The organism is Dyella marensis (assembly GCF_900112865.1).
Taxonomy (GTDB): Bacteria; Pseudomonadota; Gammaproteobacteria; order Xanthomonadales; family Rhodanobacteraceae; genus Dyella_D; species Dyella_D marensis_A.
The window spans coordinates 22,671-40,335 of sequence record NZ_FONH01000006.1 but is presented as its reverse complement, the minus strand read 5'-3'; the positions used below and the strand labels follow the sequence as shown (position 1 = coordinate 40,335).

At 70.0% G+C, this 17,665-nt stretch carries 16 protein-coding genes; 6 read left to right on the top strand and 10 right to left on the bottom strand.

What is annotated here, in order from left to right; all coding sequences use genetic code 11:
- The first annotated feature begins 150 nt into the window (after nt 1–150).
- Genes otsB through otsA form a run of 3 tightly spaced genes read left to right on the top strand, consistent with a single transcriptional unit; the run spans nt 151 to nt 4,194 of the window.
- Entirely contained in the window at nt 151–981 is an 831-nt protein-coding gene (gene otsB, locus BM172_RS11025) for a trehalose-phosphatase (RefSeq protein ID WP_231504118.1), read from the top strand.
- Entirely contained in the window at nt 974–2,815 is a 1,842-nt protein-coding gene (locus BM172_RS11020; protein ID WP_051548334.1) for a glycoside hydrolase family 15 protein, read from the top strand. The genes otsB and BM172_RS11020 overlap by 8 nt, the downstream gene beginning before the upstream one ends.
- Entirely contained in the window at nt 2,812–4,194 is a 1,383-nt protein-coding gene (otsA, locus tag BM172_RS11015; RefSeq protein WP_026633653.1) for an alpha,alpha-trehalose-phosphate synthase (UDP-forming), read from the top strand. Before BM172_RS11020 ends, otsA begins: the two co-directional genes overlap by 4 nt.
- A 140-nt stretch (nt 4,195–4,334) precedes the next feature.
- On the opposite strand, the gene pgeF is transcribed toward otsA, so the two are convergent.
- Nucleotides 4,335–5,075: a peptidoglycan editing factor PgeF gene (pgeF, locus tag BM172_RS11010; protein WP_026633654.1), complete on the bottom strand. Its 741-nt coding sequence runs from the start codon at nt 5,073–5,075 to the stop codon at nt 4,335–4,337.
- A complete protein-coding gene (gene rluD, locus BM172_RS11005) occupies nt 5,065–6,042 on the bottom strand; it encodes a 23S rRNA pseudouridine(1911/1915/1917) synthase RluD (protein WP_026633655.1) in 978 nt (325 codons plus the stop codon). Before rluD ends, pgeF begins: the two co-directional genes overlap by 11 nt.
- Nucleotides 6,043–6,112: 70 nt before the next feature.
- Here rluD and BM172_RS11000 point away from each other — a divergent pair, with 70 nt between their 5' ends.
- On the top strand, nt 6,113–6,952 hold the full coding sequence (locus BM172_RS11000; protein WP_026633656.1) for an outer membrane protein assembly factor BamD: 840 nt from the start codon (nt 6,113–6,115) through the stop codon (nt 6,950–6,952).
- A gap of 69 nt (nt 6,953–7,021) precedes the next feature.
- Here the strand turns inward: BM172_RS11000 and BM172_RS10995 are convergent, their stop codons facing one another.
- The 3 genes from BM172_RS10995 to BM172_RS10985 form a co-directional block, all read right to left on the bottom strand.
- On the bottom strand, nt 7,022–7,792 hold the full coding sequence (locus BM172_RS10995; RefSeq protein ID WP_026633657.1) for a GNAT family N-acetyltransferase: 771 nt from the start codon (nt 7,790–7,792) through the stop codon (nt 7,022–7,024).
- Between the two features lie 318 nt (nt 7,793–8,110).
- Nucleotides 8,111–9,742, bottom strand: coding sequence for an NAD+ synthase (locus BM172_RS10990; RefSeq protein ID WP_026633658.1), 1,632 nt, complete (start codon nt 9,740–9,742; stop codon nt 8,111–8,113).
- Nucleotides 9,743–9,833: 91 nt separating this feature from the next.
- The gene (locus tag BM172_RS10985) at nt 9,834–10,451 is read right to left on the bottom strand and encodes a LysE/ArgO family amino acid transporter (protein ID WP_026633659.1); all 618 of its coding nucleotides are present in this window, start codon (nt 10,449–10,451) and stop codon (nt 9,834–9,836) included.
- Between the two features lie 327 nt (nt 10,452–10,778).
- On the opposite strand from BM172_RS10985, the gene BM172_RS10980 reads away from it, so the two are divergent.
- Both BM172_RS10980 and BM172_RS10975 read left to right on the top strand, forming a co-directional pair.
- Nucleotides 10,779–11,681, top strand: a complete 903-nt coding sequence (locus BM172_RS10980) for a LysR family transcriptional regulator ArgP (protein ID WP_026633660.1) — start codon at nt 10,779–10,781, stop codon at nt 11,679–11,681.
- A gap of 56 nt (nt 11,682–11,737) precedes the next feature.
- Complete coding sequence (locus BM172_RS10975) at nt 11,738–11,986, top strand: hypothetical protein (protein WP_026633661.1); 249 nt, start codon at nt 11,738–11,740, stop codon at nt 11,984–11,986.
- A 6-nt stretch (nt 11,987–11,992) separates the two neighbouring features.
- Here BM172_RS10975 and BM172_RS10970 read toward each other — a convergent pair whose 3' ends face one another.
- The 5 genes from BM172_RS10970 to sucD form a co-directional block, all read right to left on the bottom strand.
- On the bottom strand, nt 11,993–12,946 hold the full coding sequence (locus BM172_RS10970) for a Csu type fimbrial protein (RefSeq protein ID WP_051548335.1): 954 nt from the start codon (nt 12,944–12,946) through the stop codon (nt 11,993–11,995).
- A complete protein-coding gene (locus BM172_RS10965) occupies nt 12,943–15,309 on the bottom strand; it encodes a fimbria/pilus outer membrane usher protein (RefSeq protein ID WP_051548336.1) in 2,367 nt (788 codons plus the stop codon). The genes BM172_RS10970 and BM172_RS10965 overlap by 4 nt, the downstream gene beginning before the upstream one ends.
- A gap of 3 nt (nt 15,310–15,312) precedes the next feature.
- Complete coding sequence (locus tag BM172_RS10960) at nt 15,313–16,032, bottom strand: fimbrial biogenesis chaperone (RefSeq protein ID WP_026633663.1); 720 nt, start codon at nt 16,030–16,032, stop codon at nt 15,313–15,315.
- 4 nt (nt 16,033–16,036) lie between these two features.
- Nucleotides 16,037–16,552, bottom strand: a complete 516-nt coding sequence (locus BM172_RS10955) for a Csu type fimbrial protein (protein WP_026633664.1) — start codon at nt 16,550–16,552, stop codon at nt 16,037–16,039.
- A gap of 228 nt (nt 16,553–16,780) precedes the next feature.
- Complete coding sequence (gene sucD, locus BM172_RS10950) at nt 16,781–17,656, bottom strand: succinate--CoA ligase subunit alpha (RefSeq protein WP_026633665.1); 876 nt, start codon at nt 17,654–17,656, stop codon at nt 16,781–16,783.
- Nucleotides 17,657–17,665 lie beyond the last annotated feature (9 nt).

Below are 17,665 nucleotides of genomic sequence, written 5' to 3'. Positions count from 1 at the left end.
ACGCCGAGCGATTCAAGTAGGTCGGCGTGAGCGCAGCGAACCCCAACGTTGCCGCGGTGTTGGGGTTCGCTGCGCTCACCCCAACCTACGACGGGCGCTGCGGACTCATCCAAAGCTGATCTTCACATTCGCCCTGTTAGGCTCGATCTGATGTCTTTTTCCCCTGCCTTCCCCCGCATGTCCGCCATCACGCCACTTCCGGCACCGCCCTTGCCCGGTACCGGCGATCGCTGGGCTCTGTTCCTCGATGTCGATGGCACCCTGCTCGAGTTCGCCGATCGCCCCGACGACGTGCGCGTCGAGCCCGAGCTGTACGCACTGCTGGCCGAACTCTACGCCCATCTGGAAGGCGCGCTCGCGCTGGTCAGTGGACGCAGCCTGGCCGGACTCGATGCGCTGTTCGGCGCGCCGCCGTGGGCGATGGCCGGCCTGCACGGGCTGCAGCTGCGCCATGCCGACGGCGAGCAGCGCGAGACGCGCATCAGCGCCAGCCGCCGCGCCCTGGTGCTGCACGCGGCCGAATCGATCGCACGCGAACATCCCGGCGTGCTGGTGGAGAACAAGAGCCTCGCCGTCGCCCTGCATTGCCGTGCGGCGCCAGTCCACTATGAAGCGCTGCGCGAGGCCGTGCTGGCGCTGCTGCCGGGCCTGCCCGGCTACGAGCTGCAGGCCGGCAACCTGGTGCTGGAGCTCAAGCCCGCCGGCATGGACAAGGGCAAGGCGGTGACCGAGCTGCTCGAACGCGCGCCGTTCGCCGGCCGCCTGCCGGTGTACCTGGGCGACGACCTCACCGACGAACACGGCTTCGCCGCCACCAACCTGGAAAACGGGATCAGCGTGCGCGTCGGCGAACGCGAACCCACGCTCGCCCAATACACCCTGCCGGGCCCGTCCTCCGCACAGGCCTGGCTGCAACGTGTCTTGAACGTGCTGAAACAAGGAGTCGAACCCTATGCCCATGCCCTTGGAGGGAATGCCTGAATCACGCGCCAGGCCCGACGACACCGGGCCTGGCGACAGCAACACCCGGGCCAATGCGCAGACCCTGGCCCTGGGAGTGATCGGCAACGGCAGCATTGCCGCGCTGATCGACGGCATGGCGCGCATCGTCTGGTGCTGCCTGCCGCGCTTCGACAGCGACGCCAGCTTCTGCGCCCTGCTCTCGCCGCAGCGCGAGGGCGGCGACTGGATCATCGAGCTGGAACATGTCGAGCGCGCCGAGCAGGAATACCTGCCCAACACCGCGGTGCTGGTCACGCGCCTGTACGACCGCCACGACAATGCCATCGAGATCACCGATTTCGCGCCGCGCCACCGCTCGCGCGGGCGCTTCTACCATCCGGTGATGCTGGCCCGGCGCATCCGGCCGATCCAGGGCAAGCCGCGCATCCGCATCCTGCTGCGCCCCTTGTGCGACTACGGCGCACGCGCGCCCGAGACCACCTCCGGCAGCAATCACCTGCGCTTCCTGCTCAGCGACGTGATCCAGCGCCTGACCACCGACGTGGCGGTGCCGCTGATCGAGCGCGGGCTGTTCTTCCATCTCGACCGGCCCGCGCACCTGGTGTTCGGCCCGGACGAGACGCTGGTCACCAGCCCCGCCGACTTCATCCACAGTTCGCTGGAATACACCATCGCCTACTGGCGCGACTGGGTGCGCTACCTGTCCATTCCCTATGAATGGCAGGAGCCGGTGATCCGCGCGGCGATCACGCTCAAGCTATGCCAGTACGAAGCCACCGGCGCCATCATCGCCGCGCTGACCACCTCGATTCCGGAGGCGCCGGGCACCCGCCGCAACTGGGACTACCGCTATTGCTGGCTGCGCGACGCCGCCTTCGTGGTGCGCGCGCTCAACCGGCTGGGCGCGACGCGCAGCATGGAGGAATACATCCGCTACGTGTTCAATATTTTCTCCGCCGAAGGCGACCACGAGGTCGGCCCGGTGTTCGGCATCACCTTCGAGCGCGAACTGCCCGAGCGCGAGGCGGCGGGGCTGGACGGCTACCGCGGGATGGGGCCGGTGCGCATCGGCAACGACGCCTGGCGCCAGCGCCAGAACGACGTGTACGGCTCGGTGGTGCTGGCCTCGGCGCAGCTGTTCTTCGACCAGCGCCTGGAGAACCGCGGCGACGCGCGCACCTTCCAGCGCCTGGAAAGCATGGGCCGGATGGCGCTGCGCATGGCCGAGGAACCGGATGCCGGCCTGTGGGAATTCCGCGGCCGCGCCGCCGTGCACACCTATTCGGCGGCAATGTGCTGGGCCGCCTGCGACCGTCTGGCGCATATCGCCACCGAGCTGGGCCTGAAGGACCGCGCGCGTTACTGGCACGACGAGGCGGTGGCGCTGCACGAGCGCATCTCCAAGCGCATCTGGAACGAGCGGCTGGGGCATTTCGTCGACGCCTACGACGGCGAGCACCTGGACGCCAGCCTGCTGTTGCTGGCCGACATCGGCTTCGTGCGCGGGCGCGATCCGCGCTTCATCGCCACCGTGGATGCGATCGGCAAGGCGCTCGGCCGCGGCGACTACCTGTTTCGCTATATCGCGCCGGACGACTTCGGCGCGCCGGAGACCAGCTTCAACATCTGCACTTTCTGGTACATCGAGGCACTCGCCGCCACCGGCCGCAAGCGGCGCGCGCGACTGATGTTCGAGCACATGCTGGCGCAGCGGAACCCGCTGGGCCTGCTGTCGGAGGACATCGCGCCGGGCACCGGCGAGCACTGGGGCAATTTCCCGCAGACCTATTCGCTGGTCGGGTTGATCCAGACCGCGATGCGCCTGTCGCGCCGCTGGGAGGACGAGCTGTGAGCGTGGTACCGCTACGCACCGGACGCCTCATCGTCGTTTCCAACCGCGTCGCCCTGCCCAGGCAGACCGCTACTGGCGGCCTCGCCTCGGCCATGCGCGCGGCGCTGCAGGAGGCCGGCGGCGTGTGGTTCGGCTGGAGCGGCAAGATCGCCGCCGAGACCGCGGCCACTGTGCATCACCTGTACGACGGCCCGGTGCACTACGCCACCATCGACCTCTCGCGCGGCGACCACGACCATTTCTACGATGGTTTCGCCAATCGCACGCTATGGCCGCTGCTGCACTACCGGCCCGACCTGGTCGACTACAACCGCGGCCATCTGGACGGCTATCTGCGCGTCAACGGCATTTTTGCCGACCGCCTCGCCGCCGTGGTCGAGCCGGACGATGTGATCTGGGTGAACGATTACCACCTGATCCCGCTGGCCTCGATGCTGCGCGAGCGCGGCGTGCGCAATCGCATCGGTTTCTTCCTGCATACCCCGCTGCCGGCGGCAGGGCTGCTGATCGCCCTGCCGCGCCATCGCGAACTGCTGGAAACGCTGGCCTCCTACGACCTGGTCGGCCTGCATACGGCGCGCGACCTGCGCGCGCTGGAGGAGTACTTCGTGCACGAGACCGGCGCGCGCCTGCGCGGCGGCCATCGCCTGCGCCTGGGCCATCGCCGCTTCCGCGCCGGCGTGTTTCCGATCGGCATCGATACTCAGCACGTGGCCGATGCGGCGGCGCAGGCCGGCACGCTGGATCCGATCGAGGACCTGCGCAGCAGCCTGGAAGGCCGCGCGCTGATCATCGGCGTGGACCGGCTGGACTATTCGAAGGGCCTGCCGCAGCGCTTCGACGCGTACGCGCGGCTGCTCGAGCGAGCACCGCGCCTGCATCGCCGGGTCAGCTTCCTGCAGATCGCGCCGCCTTCGCGCAGCACGGTGCCGGAATACCGGCAGATCCGCCGCGACCTGGAGCGCAAGGCCGGCCATATCAACGGCATGTATGCGGCGCCGGACTGGGTGCCGATCCGCTACGTCAACAAGTCCTTTCCGCACAGCGTGCTGAGCGGGTATTACCGCAACGCCAAGGTGGGGCTGGTGACGCCGATGCGAGACGGCATGAACCTGGTGGCGAAGGAGTACGTGGCGAGCCAGAACCCGGACGATCCGGGGGTGCTGGTGCTGTCGCGCTTCGCCGGTGCGGCGCAGGAGCTGGGCGAGGCCTTGCTGGTGAATCCGGCCGATACCGAAGAGGTGGCCGACGCGCTGGAGCTGGCGCTGGCGATGCCGCTGGAAGAACGGCGGCAGCGCTGGCGGGCGATGATGGACGTGCTGGAGCAGCAGGATATTACGGCGTGGCGGCGGAGCTTCGTCGCTGCCCTGCGCGAGTAACGAACCCAAGCCTAGTGAATCCTTCTCCTCGCGGGAGAAGGTGCCGGCAGGCGGATGAGGGTACGGCCGGAGTCGTGCACATCACTCTTGCGCTCCGCCCGTACCCTCACCCCAACCCCTCTCCCGGAGGGAGAGGGGCTTTATTCGAGCCAGATCAGCGTGGCGAAGCGGCCGCTGCGCGCGGCGTCGCGGCGGTACGAATAGAAGCGCGGGTCGGCCAGCGTGTCGAAACCGCCGCCGTAGATGGCGGGCACGCCGGCCCGTGCCAGCCGCCGCCGCGCCAGGCCGGCCAGGTCGCACAGCCAGTGGCCGGGGCGGGTTAGCGCGAAGCAGGCCTCGTCGCCGGCGTCGTCAGCGACGAAGGCCTCTCGCACTTCCGCGCCGACTTCATACGAGGCGGCGCCAATGCACGGCCCCAGCCATGCCATCGCCGCGCCGGGCGGCGTACGCATATGCCGCAGCGTCGCCTCCAGCACGCCCCCGGCCAGGCCGCGCCAGCCGGCATGCGCCGCCGCCACTTCGCTGCCGTCCGCGGCGCAGAACAGCACCGGCAGGCAATCGGCGGTGAGGATGGCCAGGGGCTCGCCGCGGGTGCGGGTCACCGCGGCATCCGCTTCGGGCTCCGCGCCGTCGCCGCCGCTTTCCGCCACTGCGATCCCATGCACCTGCCGCAGCCAGCGCGGCGTCGCCGGCAGGCCCAGCATCGTCTCCAGCGCCGCCCGATTGGCCGCCACCGCCGCGGGCGCGTCGCCGCAGCGGCTGCCCAGGTTGAAGCGCGCGAACGGCTCGGCCGAGGCGCCCGGCGCCTCGCGCGTGCTCACCGCCGTCCGCACGCCGGCCGGCGCCGGCCAGTCCGGGCGCAGCCAGCCCTCAGTAGTCATCGTAGGGATCGGCCTGGGCGGCATCGGCGCGCAGGATGCGCACCAGTTCGTCCAGGTCGGCCGGCCGCGCCGCGCTGAACGACAGCGGCTCGCCGCTGACCGGGTGGGCGAAGGCCAGCCGCTCCGCATGCAAGGCCTGGCGGCGGAAGCCGCGCAGCGCCGCCACCAGTTCCGGCGTGGCGCCCTTGGGCAGGCGCAGGCCGCCGCCGTACAGCGGGTCGCCGACCAGGGCATGGCCGATATGCGCCATGTGCACGCGGATCTGGTGGGTGCGTCCGGTCTCCAGGTTGCACTGGAGCAGCGCATGGGCGCGGAAGCGTTCGCGCAGGCGGTAGTGGGTGACGGCGTGCTTGCCGTCCTCCTCGTCGCGCACGGCCTGGCGCAGGCGGTCGCCCATGTGGCGGCCGATCGGCGCGTCCACCGTGCCGCCGGCCACCAGCTGGCCCAGCACCACGGCCTCGTACTGCCGCTCCACGTCGTGGCGGGACAGCATCTCGACCAGGGCGGTATGCGCCGGCAGCGAGCGGGCCACCACCATCAGGCCGGAGGTCTCCTTGTCCAGGCGGTGCACGATGCCGCCGCGCGGCAGCTCGGCCAGCTTCGGGTCGTGGTGCAGCAAGGCGTTCAGCATGGTGCCGGCGGGGTTGCCGGCGCCGGGGTGCACCACCAGGCCGGCGGGCTTGTTCAGCACCAGCACGTGCTCGTCCTGGTGGACCACCTCCAGCGCAATATCTTCCGGCTCCAGCTCGACCTCGGCCTCCAGCACGGCCTCCAGCCGCACCTGCTCTCCGCCCCGCAGCAGCTGCCGCGGCGGCGCCACGGCGCCGTCCAGGGTGACCGCGCCGGCCTTGACCCAGGCGGTGAGGCGCGATCGCGAGTATTCCGGGAACATCTCGGCCAAGGCCCGGTCGAAGCGCCACCCCGCTGCCGACAGCGGCACGGTGGCCTCATGGCGGATCGTCGTCATGGCCGGCCGCCCGGGTTTCCGGTGGTTTCGGCTATCATCCCTTTTCGATCAAACATCTGAACCCTTTCCCATGCGCGTAACCAAGCTGCAGCTCTGTAAAGTACTGATCGTGCTCGCCGTCGTCGCCTCGATGAGTGCCTGCTCCATGTTCCGGAGCAAGAAGGACACCATCGACACGATGCCGGTGGACAAGCTGTACACCACCGCGCACGACTCCCTGGTCCATGCGGACTACGCCGCGGCCACCAAGGCCTACCAGCGACTGATCGCGCGCTTCCCGTCCGGCGACTTCAACGAACAGGCCCAGCTTGACCTGGCCTACTCGCAGTACAAGGACAACCAGCCGGACGACGCCTATTCCACGGTCAACCGCTTCATCAAGACGTATCCGACCCACAAGCATGTGGATTATGCCTATTACCTGCGCGGCCTGATCAATTTCGACCGCACCGGCGGCTTCATCGAGCGCGTGTTCCAGCGCACCGAGACCCAGGCCCGCCGCGACCAGGGCTACAACCTGCAGGCCTTCGACGACTTCTCCGAGCTGACCCGCCGCTTCCCGGACAGCGCCTACGCGGCCGACGCCCGCCAGCGCATGATCTACCTGCGCAACGTGCTGGCCCAGTTCGAGATCAACGTGGCCGAGTTCTACCTGCGCCGGAAGGCCTTCATCGCCTCGGCCGACCGCGCCCAGTACGTGATCGAGCATTACCAGCAGGCGCCGCAGACCGGCGACGCGCTGGCCATCCTCACCCGCAGCTACATCGGCCTGGAGCGGCCCCAGCTGGCCGAGCAGACCCGCAAGGTGCTGGCCCTGAACTATCCGGACCACCCCTACCTGACCGACGAGAAGTGGCCGCACGCCCCGTCGACGCTGCGCAAGATGGTGCCGTTCTCCGGACACCATTGACGCAAGGCACTCGCTTCGCATCCGAAAACGCCACGGCCCGCGCCGTGGCGTTTTCGTTTGCACGGCCCATTACCGCGTTACGCCGATCAATTCGCCGAAGCGATGGAACCCGGCCCGCGCGTACACGCGGTTCTCGTTGCCCGATGCCGTCATCAGGAACGGGAAGCACACGCCCTGCACGAAGGCATGATCGGCCAGCAGCGCGGTGACCGCGCCGCCGATGCCGCGGCCGCGCGCATCCTCGCGCACGCCGATCGCCGCGATCTCGGTGACGCCCTCCAGCGGCGGCGAGTACAGGCCGGCGCCGAGCGCGCCGCCGCCGTCGCGGCAGCGAGCCAGGGCGACCACGCCGCCCTGTTCCACCACGCCGGCCAGCCGCTCCACGTCGGCCTCGCAGGTGGCCGGCACGCCGTAGGCGGCGTTCTGCACCTCGGCAGCGGCGTGCAGTTCGTGCTCGCGTTCGGCCAATAGCCACTCCACGCCATCGAGGTCGCCGTCGGCGGCCAGGCTGTCGCGCGTGCAGGTCATCAGGGCCAGCGGCTCCTCGCGGAAGAAGCCAGCTTCGAGCAGGCGCGGCAGCACCTCCGGCGCCAGTTCGTGCAGGTATTCCAGGCGCGGCGTGCGCTGCCTGCGTTCGAACAGATCGACCAGCGCGGCGATGTCGGCGGCGGCCGGCGTCGCATCGTCCACCGGCGTGGCGTAGTTCCAGCCGGGCTCGTTGCTGGCCGCATCGAGGGTGATATGGAATGCATCGAGGCAGCGGTGATCCTTCTGCAGCGCGATGCGGGCGCGCAGATAGGCGGAGACACGGCTCAGCGCCGTGCGGTCATGCATGGTCATGTGTGGGGTACTCAGTCTCGTCCCGACGCGGGCAGCGTCAGGACATGCCGGATCGCCCGAACCTTAGGGCTCGGGTACGGATGCGGGGCCGCAAGCGCGGCCGTCAGAACGGACCAGGTAGACAGTCCAGCGAGAGAAGAAACCGGTGGACCGGCTCAGCAGGCGGCGATCTGCGCTGCAGTGGCGACGGCGGGCTTGCGTGAGGCGATGACATTCATGGCGCACCTCCATTTCCGGAAGGGCGCGGATCGTTCCAAACACGGCGGTGCACTGTCAAGCGCAATGCGCCGAACCGTGACATCAGTTGGGATAAACGCGTCACCGCCACCCGGATGTAATCGGATAACGCCGCTCGCGCCCGAACGCACGCGTGGTCACGCGCGGACCCGGCGCCGACTGCCGGCGCTTGAACTCGTTGAGCAGCACCAGCCGCACCACGCGGCGCACGGTGTCGCAGTGGAAACCCTGCGCGGCGATCTCCGCCTGCGACTGCTCGCCTTCGATGAAGCGCTCCAGGATCGCATCGAGCTCGTCGTACGGCGGCAGCGAATCCTGGTCGGTCTGGTTGTCGCGCAGCTCGGCCGAGGGCGGACGTTCGATCACCGCCGGCGGGATCACCTCGCCGCCGCCGAAGCGCTCCGCATGCGCGTTGCGCCAGCGCGACAGGCGGTACACCACGGTCTTGTAGACGTCCTTCAGCGGCGCATAGGCTCCGCACATGTCGCCGTACAGCGTGGCGTAGCCCACCGCCATCTCGCTCTTGTTGCCGGTGGCCAGCAGCAGGCGGCCGTGCTTGTTGCTCAGCGCCATCAGCATCGCGCCACGGGTGCGCGACTGCAGGTTCTCTTCGGTGAGGTCCGCCGGCTTGCCGGCGAAGGCCGGCGTCAGCGCCTCGATGAAACTCTGGAAGGTCTGCTCGATCGAGATGATGTGGTACTCGACGCCGAGCTGCTCGGCCTGCGCGCGCGCGCCGTCCAGCGACAGCTGCGAGGTGTAGCGCGAGGGCATCATCACCGCGGTGACGCGTTGCGGGCCGAGTGCATCCACCGCCAGGGCCAGGGTCAGCGCGGAATCGATGCCGCCGGACAGGCCCAGCAGCACGCCGCCGAAGCCGTTCTTCTCGATGTAGTCGCGGATGCCGCGCACCAGCGCGGCGTACAGCGTTGCTTCCGGCGCGTCGTCCTGCATGGCGGGCCAGGCGTCCGCGAGCAGCGTGCGCGTGGCGGCGTCGAAATCGGCCCACAGCAGCGCTTCGACGAAGGCCGGCGCACGCGCGGCGACGCTGCCGTCGCCGTTCACCAGCAGGCTGCCGCCGTCGTAGACGACTTCGTCCTGGCCGCCGACCAGGTTGAGATAGATCAGCGCGCAGCCGGTTTCCTGCGCGCGGGCGCGCAGCACGGCTTCGCGCTCGGCCTGCTTGGCGCCGTCCCAGGGCGAGGCATTGATCACCACGATCAGCTCGGCGCCGGCGCGGGCCGCCTGCGCGGCGGGCTCGGGCTGCCAGACGTCCTCGCAGATCAGCAGGCCGACCGTCACGCCTTCGATGGTCGCCACCGCGGTTTCGTGGCCAGGGCGGAAATAGCGCTTGTCGTCGAACACGCCGTAGTTCGGCAGCGCCTGCTTGTGCGCGGTCAGTTCGACGCGTCCCTGGCGCAGCAGGCTGGCGGCGTTGTAGACCTCGCCCTCGCTGTGCGGATGGCCGACCAGCGCGGCCACGCCGTTGGTGGCGGCGGCCAGCGCGCTCAGCTCGCTGTCGCAGGCGGCCAGGAAGCTGGGGCGCAGCAGCAGGTCCTCCGGCGGATAGCCGCTCAGGGTCAGCTCGGGATACACCACCAGGTCCGCGCCGCCGTCGCGCGCCTGCGCCAGCAGGTCGCCCACGCGGGCCGCATTGGCGGCGACCGCCCCTACCGGAAAGTCGAACTGGGCGAGGGCGAGGCGCAGGGTGGTCATGCCTGGGAATCCACGGGGAATGGGCCGCCAATGATACTCGCAGCCCTTTCCCGCAGGAGCGGATCAACCCACGCTGGTCAACCCACGCTGATCAACCCAGTGGCTGCAGCAGCAGCGCGGCCGCCAGGACGAACATGAAAGCGGCGATCAGCACGTCGAACACCCGCCACGCCAGCGGACTGCGGAACACCGGCAGCAAGGCGCGCGCGCCATAGCCCAGCGCGGTAAACCACAGCGCGCTGGCGGTGCAGGCGCCGCTGGCGAAGGACCAGCGGCCCGCGCCTTCGTAATGCGTCGACAGGCTGCCGAGCAGCACCACCGTGTCCAGGTACACGTGCGGATTGAGCAGGGTGAAGGCGAGGCACGCCAGCAGCGCGCGGCGGCGACCCGCCGAGCCCTCTTCCGAAGGTTGCAGCCCACTCTCCCCGTTCCACGCGCGCCGCAGCGCCAGCGCGCCATAGGCGGCCAGGAAGGCCGCGCCCGCATAGCGCAGCACCTGCAGCAGTCCGGGCATCTGCTTCACCAGCAGACCCATGCCGGCCACGCCGAGCAGGATCAGCGCCATGTCGGCCACGATGCACACCAGCACCACCGGCCCGACATGCCGGCGCTGCAGGCCCTGGCGCAGCACGAAGGCGTTCTGCGCGCCGATGGCGATGATCAGGCCCGCGCCGGCGGCGAGGCCGGCAAGGTAAGCGGAAGTCTGCACGGGGTTACCTGCTGGATTTCGATGAAGGGGAAGCGCGCGACGTGCAGCAGCGTGAAGCCCCTCTCCCTCCGGGAGAGGGGTTCCAATTGAAAACGTGAGGTGACCCCCTCTCCCTCCGGGAGAGGGGTAGGGGTGAGGGTACGGGCGGAGCGCAAGCGTGATGTGCTCCGCTCCGCCCGAACCCTCATCCGGCTGCCGCCACCTTCTCCCGGAGGGAGAAGGATTCATGCTCGAAGACTGAGTCCATCCAGGATGCGACACATCCGTCTTTAAGCAAAACTAAATCGACTTATCATGGATAAGATTTTCTTCATCGCGGGCGCCGCCATGACCCTGCTCAACCCCCAGCTCTCCGCCTTCGCCGCCGTGCTCGGCGAAGGCAGCTTCGAAGGCGCCGCGCGGCGCCTGTCGGTGACGCCTTCGGCGATCTCCCAGCGCATCAAAGCGCTGGAGGACCGGCTTGGCCAGGTGCTGATCCTGCGCCAGGCGCCCTGCCGCGCCACCGCGGCAGGCGAGCAACTGCTGCGCAGCGTGCAGCAGATGCAACTGCTGGAAGCGGAAACGCTGCAGGCCTTCGCGGTGGAGCGCGCGGCGGAGCAGGCGCCGACCACGCTGGCGATCGCGGTGAATGCCGACTCGCTGGCCACCTGGTTCCTCGGTGCGCTGGCCATGCTGCACGGCCGGCATGGCCTGCTGTTCGACGTGCGGGTGGAAGACCAGGACCATTCGCTGGACCTGCTGCGCGACGGCAGCGTGCTCGGCGCGATCACCGCCGATGCGCACCCGGTGCAGGGCTGCACGGTGCGCCCGCTCGGTGCGATGCGCTATCTGCCGATCGCCTCGCCGGCCTTCGTCGCGCGGCACTTCGCCCATGGCCTGGACGCCGCCGCGCTGGGTCGCGCGCCGATGGTGGTGTTCAACCGCAAGGACGCGCTGCAGCGGCGCTTCGTGCGCAAGATCACCCGTGCGCGGCTCGATCCGCCGACGCATTACCTGCCCTCCTCCACCGGCTTCGTCGACGCCGCCGGGCTGGACCTGGGCTGGTGCATGGCGCCCGAATCGATGCTGCACAAGCCGCTGCGCGAGGGCATCGTGCAGGCGATCGCGCCGGGGCGCTGGCTGGACGTGCCGCTGTACTGGCAGCACTGGTCGGTGCGTTCGACCACGCTGGAACGCCTGACCGGCGCCCTGCTGGCCGGCGCCGCCAAGGCCTTGCGTCAGCGCGATTAAAGAAAAGCGGCGAGCCGGTCGACTAGGAAGGGGAAGCCCGCCCACTCCCCCGTCGCATGTACCGTCCGCTCCTGCTCGCCGCCCTGCTGCCGCTCACCGCTCACGCCGCCGTCGCCACCGCCCCCCTCGAGGTCAGCCTCACCATCAAGGAGAGCTGCCGCGTCGACCGGCGCGACCGCGAACCGGCGCCGCCGGCCGTCAGCTGCACTTTCGATGCACCGTACCGCGTGCAGCCGAACGACGACCGGCGTCCGCCGGCCGTCAAGTTCAAGCCCCAACCCGCGTACTGGGAAGTGATCTTCTGATCGCGCTCAGAACTCGATCGTCGCCATCACCGTATCGCTGTAATTCCCCGGCATCGGCGTCGCCTGCGACGGCACGCGGCCGTAGACCGTCACCGCCTGCGCCAGGCCGGTGCCCGTGCCGGTGACGCGCGTGGTGCCGCCGCTGCCGTCGCCCCATGGCTGGGAACGCGCGCCGTCGGTGTACAGCTGGTAGCCGACCGAACCTCCTCCGCCGGTGCGCTGCATCACCCGCGCCGCCACGTCGCCGCTGCCGCCGCCGTTGAGCGAGATGCGCCAGGCGTCGCCGTTGGTACAGGTCACGCTGAGGCTGCTCAGCGCATTGATGCCCGCGCCGATCACGCCGGCGGTGCCGAAGCTGAGGTTGGTCGCGCCGATCGTGCAGTTGTTGGTCACCGTCGCGCTGACCGTGAAAGGAAAGCTGCCGGCCGAAGCCAGCGAGGCGCAGCTGGGCGCCACCAGCAGATAGTAGCCATAGGCCAGCACCGTCTCCGCGTTGAAGCTCTGGCTGTACACCGTGCTGGCGTTGCCGCTGGTGGGGATGGTGGTCTGCCCGGCGGTGATCTGCCCGTAGAAGTTCACCGTGGCATTGCCCGTGGTGCCGATCAGCGGCTTGGCGATGGACACCGAGATCGGCGTGTTGCCGCTGCTGGTGGAACCCCAGAGCTGCGTGTTGCCGGCGTCCTGGTAGAGGTTGTACTGGATGGTGTTCGCGCCATTGGCCAGCGCACGCGTCGTGGCGGTGCTCAGGTTAAGGCAGACCTGCGCATTGGGCTGCAGCGAGATCAGCGTCCAGTTGCAGGTGATGTTGATAGTGCCGCTGCGCGCCACGGCGGCGCCGGCGATCGGGTTGACGTTGCCGAAATCGAGATTGCTGGGCGTGGCGGTGCAGGTCTGCGCCTGCGCCGGGCCGCACCAGGCGAGCGCGCCGGCCAACAGCAGCAGGGCGAGCCAGCGGATCATCGCGCCGCCTCCGTGCGCCTGGGGCAAGTCAGCGGGCCGATCCGCGGCAGCGAGCCGTCGGCCGGGCGGCGGTAGTCGAACGCGACGCTGCAATGCCAGCCGTCGCCTTCGAGTTCGAGCCGGTTGTGTTCGCGCAGGCCGCTGACGAAGGTAAGCCCGTCATAGCCCACCACGGTGTCGGCAGCGCCGTCGGCGAGACGCACGCGCGTGCCCGGTGGCAGCGGCTGCCCGGCTTCGTCCGCCAGCGCGATCGAGGCCGCCGCATAACGCGACAGCGGGAAGCGCGCCAGCACGCCCGAGCGCGCCTGCGGCACGACCTCCTGGGCGACGATGTCCACCCGCGTGTCCGCCGGCAGCGCCAGGCTGTCGATCGACAGCTGATTGGACTGATAGGCGTTGAGATCCGGCACCAGCAGGTGGCCGCCCGCATCGGTGCGGCCGATCGGACGGTTTTCGTGCAGCACCGGCACGTCCGCCACGCCGTCGGTCGAGACCAGCGCGAAGCCGTCGTAGATGCGCCGTGCGGGCTGCAGGCTGCCGTCCATCCACACCAGCGCGCCGTAGGCATCCAGCGAAGCGCTGCGATGGCCGTCGGTGTCCTGCACCAGCGCGGTGAGCTGGCCGGCGCTGCCGAGGTATTGCAGCTGCGCCTGGCGGAAGCGCAGGTCGCCGCTGCGCCCGTCCTGCACGCCCCAGCCCCAGCCGCCGCCGTAGTCGGCCGGGCGCAGCGCCTGCAGGTTGCGATACGGCTGGCCGCCCTGGCTGCCGCCGAGCGCGCTGGCGGTGATGCGATCGTCCAGCGCCAGGTTGAGGGTGAGGAAGGCGCCGCTGGCGGAAGACCGCGCGAAGTCGCGGTAGGCGCTGAGGTTGAGCGAGATCCGACGCGTCATCGCGTAGAACCAGGTCAGCGCACCGATGCGCGAAGCGGGCGCCCCGGGCGAACGCAGGCCGATGTAACTCAGCGCGAGGTTATGGCCGGGCGCGAACGGCACCGAGACGGTGAACCGCGCCAGCCGCCGCGGCGCGGGCGCGCCTTCGCGTGCGGCGAGATCGGCATAGCCGCTGCTGCGTTCGGTCAGTTCCGCGTCGAGCGCCAGCTCGGGACGGATCCACTGGTAGCCGAGGCTGGCCTGGCGTCCCGACTCGCGGCCGCCGCTCAGCGCCAGCGAACCGCTCAGCACGCCGGCCTGGCCCAGCCGCACCAGGGCGCCGCCGCCGGCATTGGCCAGGCCGGCGCTGGCCTCGCCGTGCAGCTCCACGGTCAGCGCATCGCCCAGGCCGTGCCGCCAGGAGCCGCTCGCCGACGGATGGCCGGCGTAATCGAACGAGGCCAGCCCATAGCGCCGCCGCACGAAGCCGGCTTCCACGCCATAGCTGTCCAGTCCCGTGGCCAGCATGCGCGCATCGATGTACAGCGGCAGCGCGGTGGTCACCGTGCGACCCAGCGCATCGCGCGTGACCAGGGTGGCCTGGCCGGCGCCGGTGATGCCGGGCGCCTGGTTGAGCACGAACGGGCCGCTGGGCACGTCCACGCTGGCGCGCCGCACGTTGTTGACGTACAGGTCCACCGCCGAGGGCACCGCGGCGGAGCCGCCGAGGGACGGCAGCGGGAAGGTGATCAGGTCCGGGCGCAGGCCGAAATCGCTGCGCCACTGCACGCCGGCGAAGCGCACGGGGCGCGACCAGTTCAGCGCCGAGGTGATGCCGTCGCCGATCTGCAGCACGCGCATGCTGGCCGGGTCCGAGCGCGTCCACGCGGTGTCATAGCGCACATAGCGGTGCTGGCCGTCGCCGTCGTACCAGGTGCCGGTGTGGTCGAACACGCCCGACGGCGCGAAGTAGCGCAGCTGCGACCACAGCGCGAAACGCGAACCGGCACCGCTCTGCGCATAGGCATCGTAGTTGAGCACCAGGCCGCGCCCGCTCTGCGCCGGCGCCGTGCGCGCGAGCTGCCGCGCGTCGGCGAGGAACGGCAGGCGCAGGCTGTCGTCGACGCTAAGCTCCACCCGCTGCGCGGCCGCGTCGTAGCGATAGGACAGGCCGGGCAGCTCGTCCAGGCGCGCCTCGCCGGTACCGCCCAGGCGCGCCGGATCCAGCCCCAGCGTGGCCAGCTCGGCGGCGTCGCAGGCGAGCCGGCCGCCGGTGGCGCGGAAGCGCAGGATCCGTCCGCTGGGCTGGCCGTTGAGGATCACCTCGAGAAAGACCTCCTGCGGCTGCGCCATGTCCAGCGCGGCCGGGATCGCCAGCTCGTCGGCACGTGCCGGCAGCGCCGCGGCCAGCGCGCACAGCAGCAGGCAGCGGCCCAGGCCGGCCCGCCGCTCATCGCCTGGCGCCGTCGCAGCGGGGCAGCGCGCGCGGGCCATGCGTCATGGCCGCGCGGGAACGCTCAGCACCGTCTCGATGGGCTGGGCGTTGAGGTTGGCGCGTAGCTTCAGCGGCCCGTGGGCCGCGATGTCTTCGTCCAGCGCGATCGTCCATTGCCGCGTCCTCCCCGCCAGCGCGTAGCCCAGCAAGCCTCGGTTGATCTCATGGGCGACGCCGTCGGCGCCGATCACCTGCACGGCGGCGAGCTGGGCGCGGCGGTGGCCGGTATTGCTCACGCGCAGCTGCCATTGCGTCCCGGCGCGGCGCAGTTCCCAGCTCAGCTGCGGCAGGCCCGGCGGGCCGGGCGGCTCGACGAACACCGGCACCGAATAGCGCAGGCGGATGTTGACGCCGTTGCCGGACGCCGCATCCAGACTGGGCACCTCGTCGACCAGCACGCGGTAGTTGCGCTCCGCCGTCACCGCGGCGGCGTCGCGGCGCACCAGCCGCACCAGCTGCTCGCCCTGCGGCTCGATGCGGATCAGCGGCGGGCTGGCCACCAGTTCGTCGCTCGGTTCCAGCTGGTCGTTGTCCGCCGACTGGTCCCAGCGGAACACCCGCACCTGGCCGTAGATCGGCTCCTTGCCGGGATTGCGCAGGGTCATCGCCGAGGCGCCCTGCCCCGGCATCAATTCCACCAGCACCGGCGAGATCTGCAACGAGGAGGCGCGCGCCGCCAGCGCGCAGCCCAGAGCCAGCGCGACCGCCGCCAGGCGTCGCATGGCCTCAGAAATAGACCGTGGCGGTGACGGTGGCCTGGTAGGTGTCCGGCTTCGGCGTGGCCTGGACGGGCACCTGGCCGTAGACGTTGATCGACTGGGCCGAGCCGTTGCCGGTGCCCGCGACGGTGTCCGTACCCTGCGTATTGCCCCAGACCGTGCCGTGGCCGGAGTCCTGGTAGAGCTGGAAGCCGACCGTCGTGCCGGTATTGCCGGTGGTGGTGCCGGCCATCAGGCGGGCGGAAACGGTGGACCCGCTCACTCCGCCCGCATCCAGCCCGACGTTGTAGGGCGTGGTGTTGGTGCAGGTCACCGCCACGGTGGTCTGCTGGTTGATCGCCGTGCCCAGCACGCCGGTGGTGCCGAAGGCGAGCGGATTGGCGGTGATGCTGCAATTGGCCTGCAGCGTGAGCGAGACGGTGAAGGTCGCCGTCGCGGTGCCGTTGTTGTAGATGGCGGCGGGCGCCGTGGAAGCGGCCCCGGCGAGGATCAAGGCGGAACACAGCTGCTGCCAACGCTTCATGGCGACCCCCTGAGGTTCGTGAGCGATGCGAGTGCTGTCCGGGCCGTACCGACCGATGCCTGACCGCCGTCCCGGGCGTGCGCGGCGCTATGTGTAGACCCGAACCAAACGTTTAGTCAAATCCTGTCGCGGCCGGGGCTGTCGCGGAATCGTCGCAAGCGCTGTCGCAAAACGAAGAAGGCCGCGGGATCGCCGCGGCCTTCTCCGGACTTCCGGGAACCGGAAGGCTTACTTCTTCAGCAGGCCCGCCAGGGTCTTGCCCAGGTCGGCCGGGGACTTCACCGTGGTGACGCCCGCCTTCTCCAGCGCGGCGAACTTCGCCGCGGCCGTGCCCTTGCCGCCGGAGATGATCGCGCCGGCGTGGCCCATGCGCTTGCCGGCCGGAGCCGAGGCGCCGGCGATGAAGGACACCACCGGCTTGGTCACGTACTCGCCGATGAACTCGGCGGCGTCTTCCTCGGCGCTGCCGCCGATCTCGCCGACCATGATGATGCCTTCGGTCTGCGGGTCGTCCTGGAACAGCTTCAGGCAGTCGATGAAGTTCAGGCCGTTGATCGGGTCGCCGCCGATGCCGATGCAGGTGGACTGGCCCAGGCCTTCGTTGGTGGTCTGGAACACGGCTTCATAGGTCAGCGTGCCGGAGCGCGACACGATGCCGACCTTGCCCGGCTTGTGGATATGGCCCGGCATGATGCCGATCTTGCACTCGCCCGGGGTGATGATGCCGGGGCAGTTCGGGCCGATCAGCACGGTTTCCGGATGCTGCGCCAGCACGTTCTTGACGCGCAGCATGTCCAGCACCGGGATGCCCTCGGTGATCGCCACGATGACCTTGATGCCCGCGTCGATCGCCTCGAGGATCGAGTCGGCCGCGAACGGCGGCGGCACGAAGATCACCGACGCGTCGGCGCCGGTATCGTCGACCGCTTCGGCCACGCTGTTGAAGACCGGCAGGCCGATGTGCTCGCTGCCGCCCTTGCCCGGGGTGACGCCGCCGACGACCTTGGTGCCGTAGTCCAGCGCCTGCTGCGCGTGGAAGGTGCCCTGCTGGCCGGTGAAGCCCTGCACGACCACCTTGGTGTTCTTGTTGACGAGAACGCTCATGCTCGATTG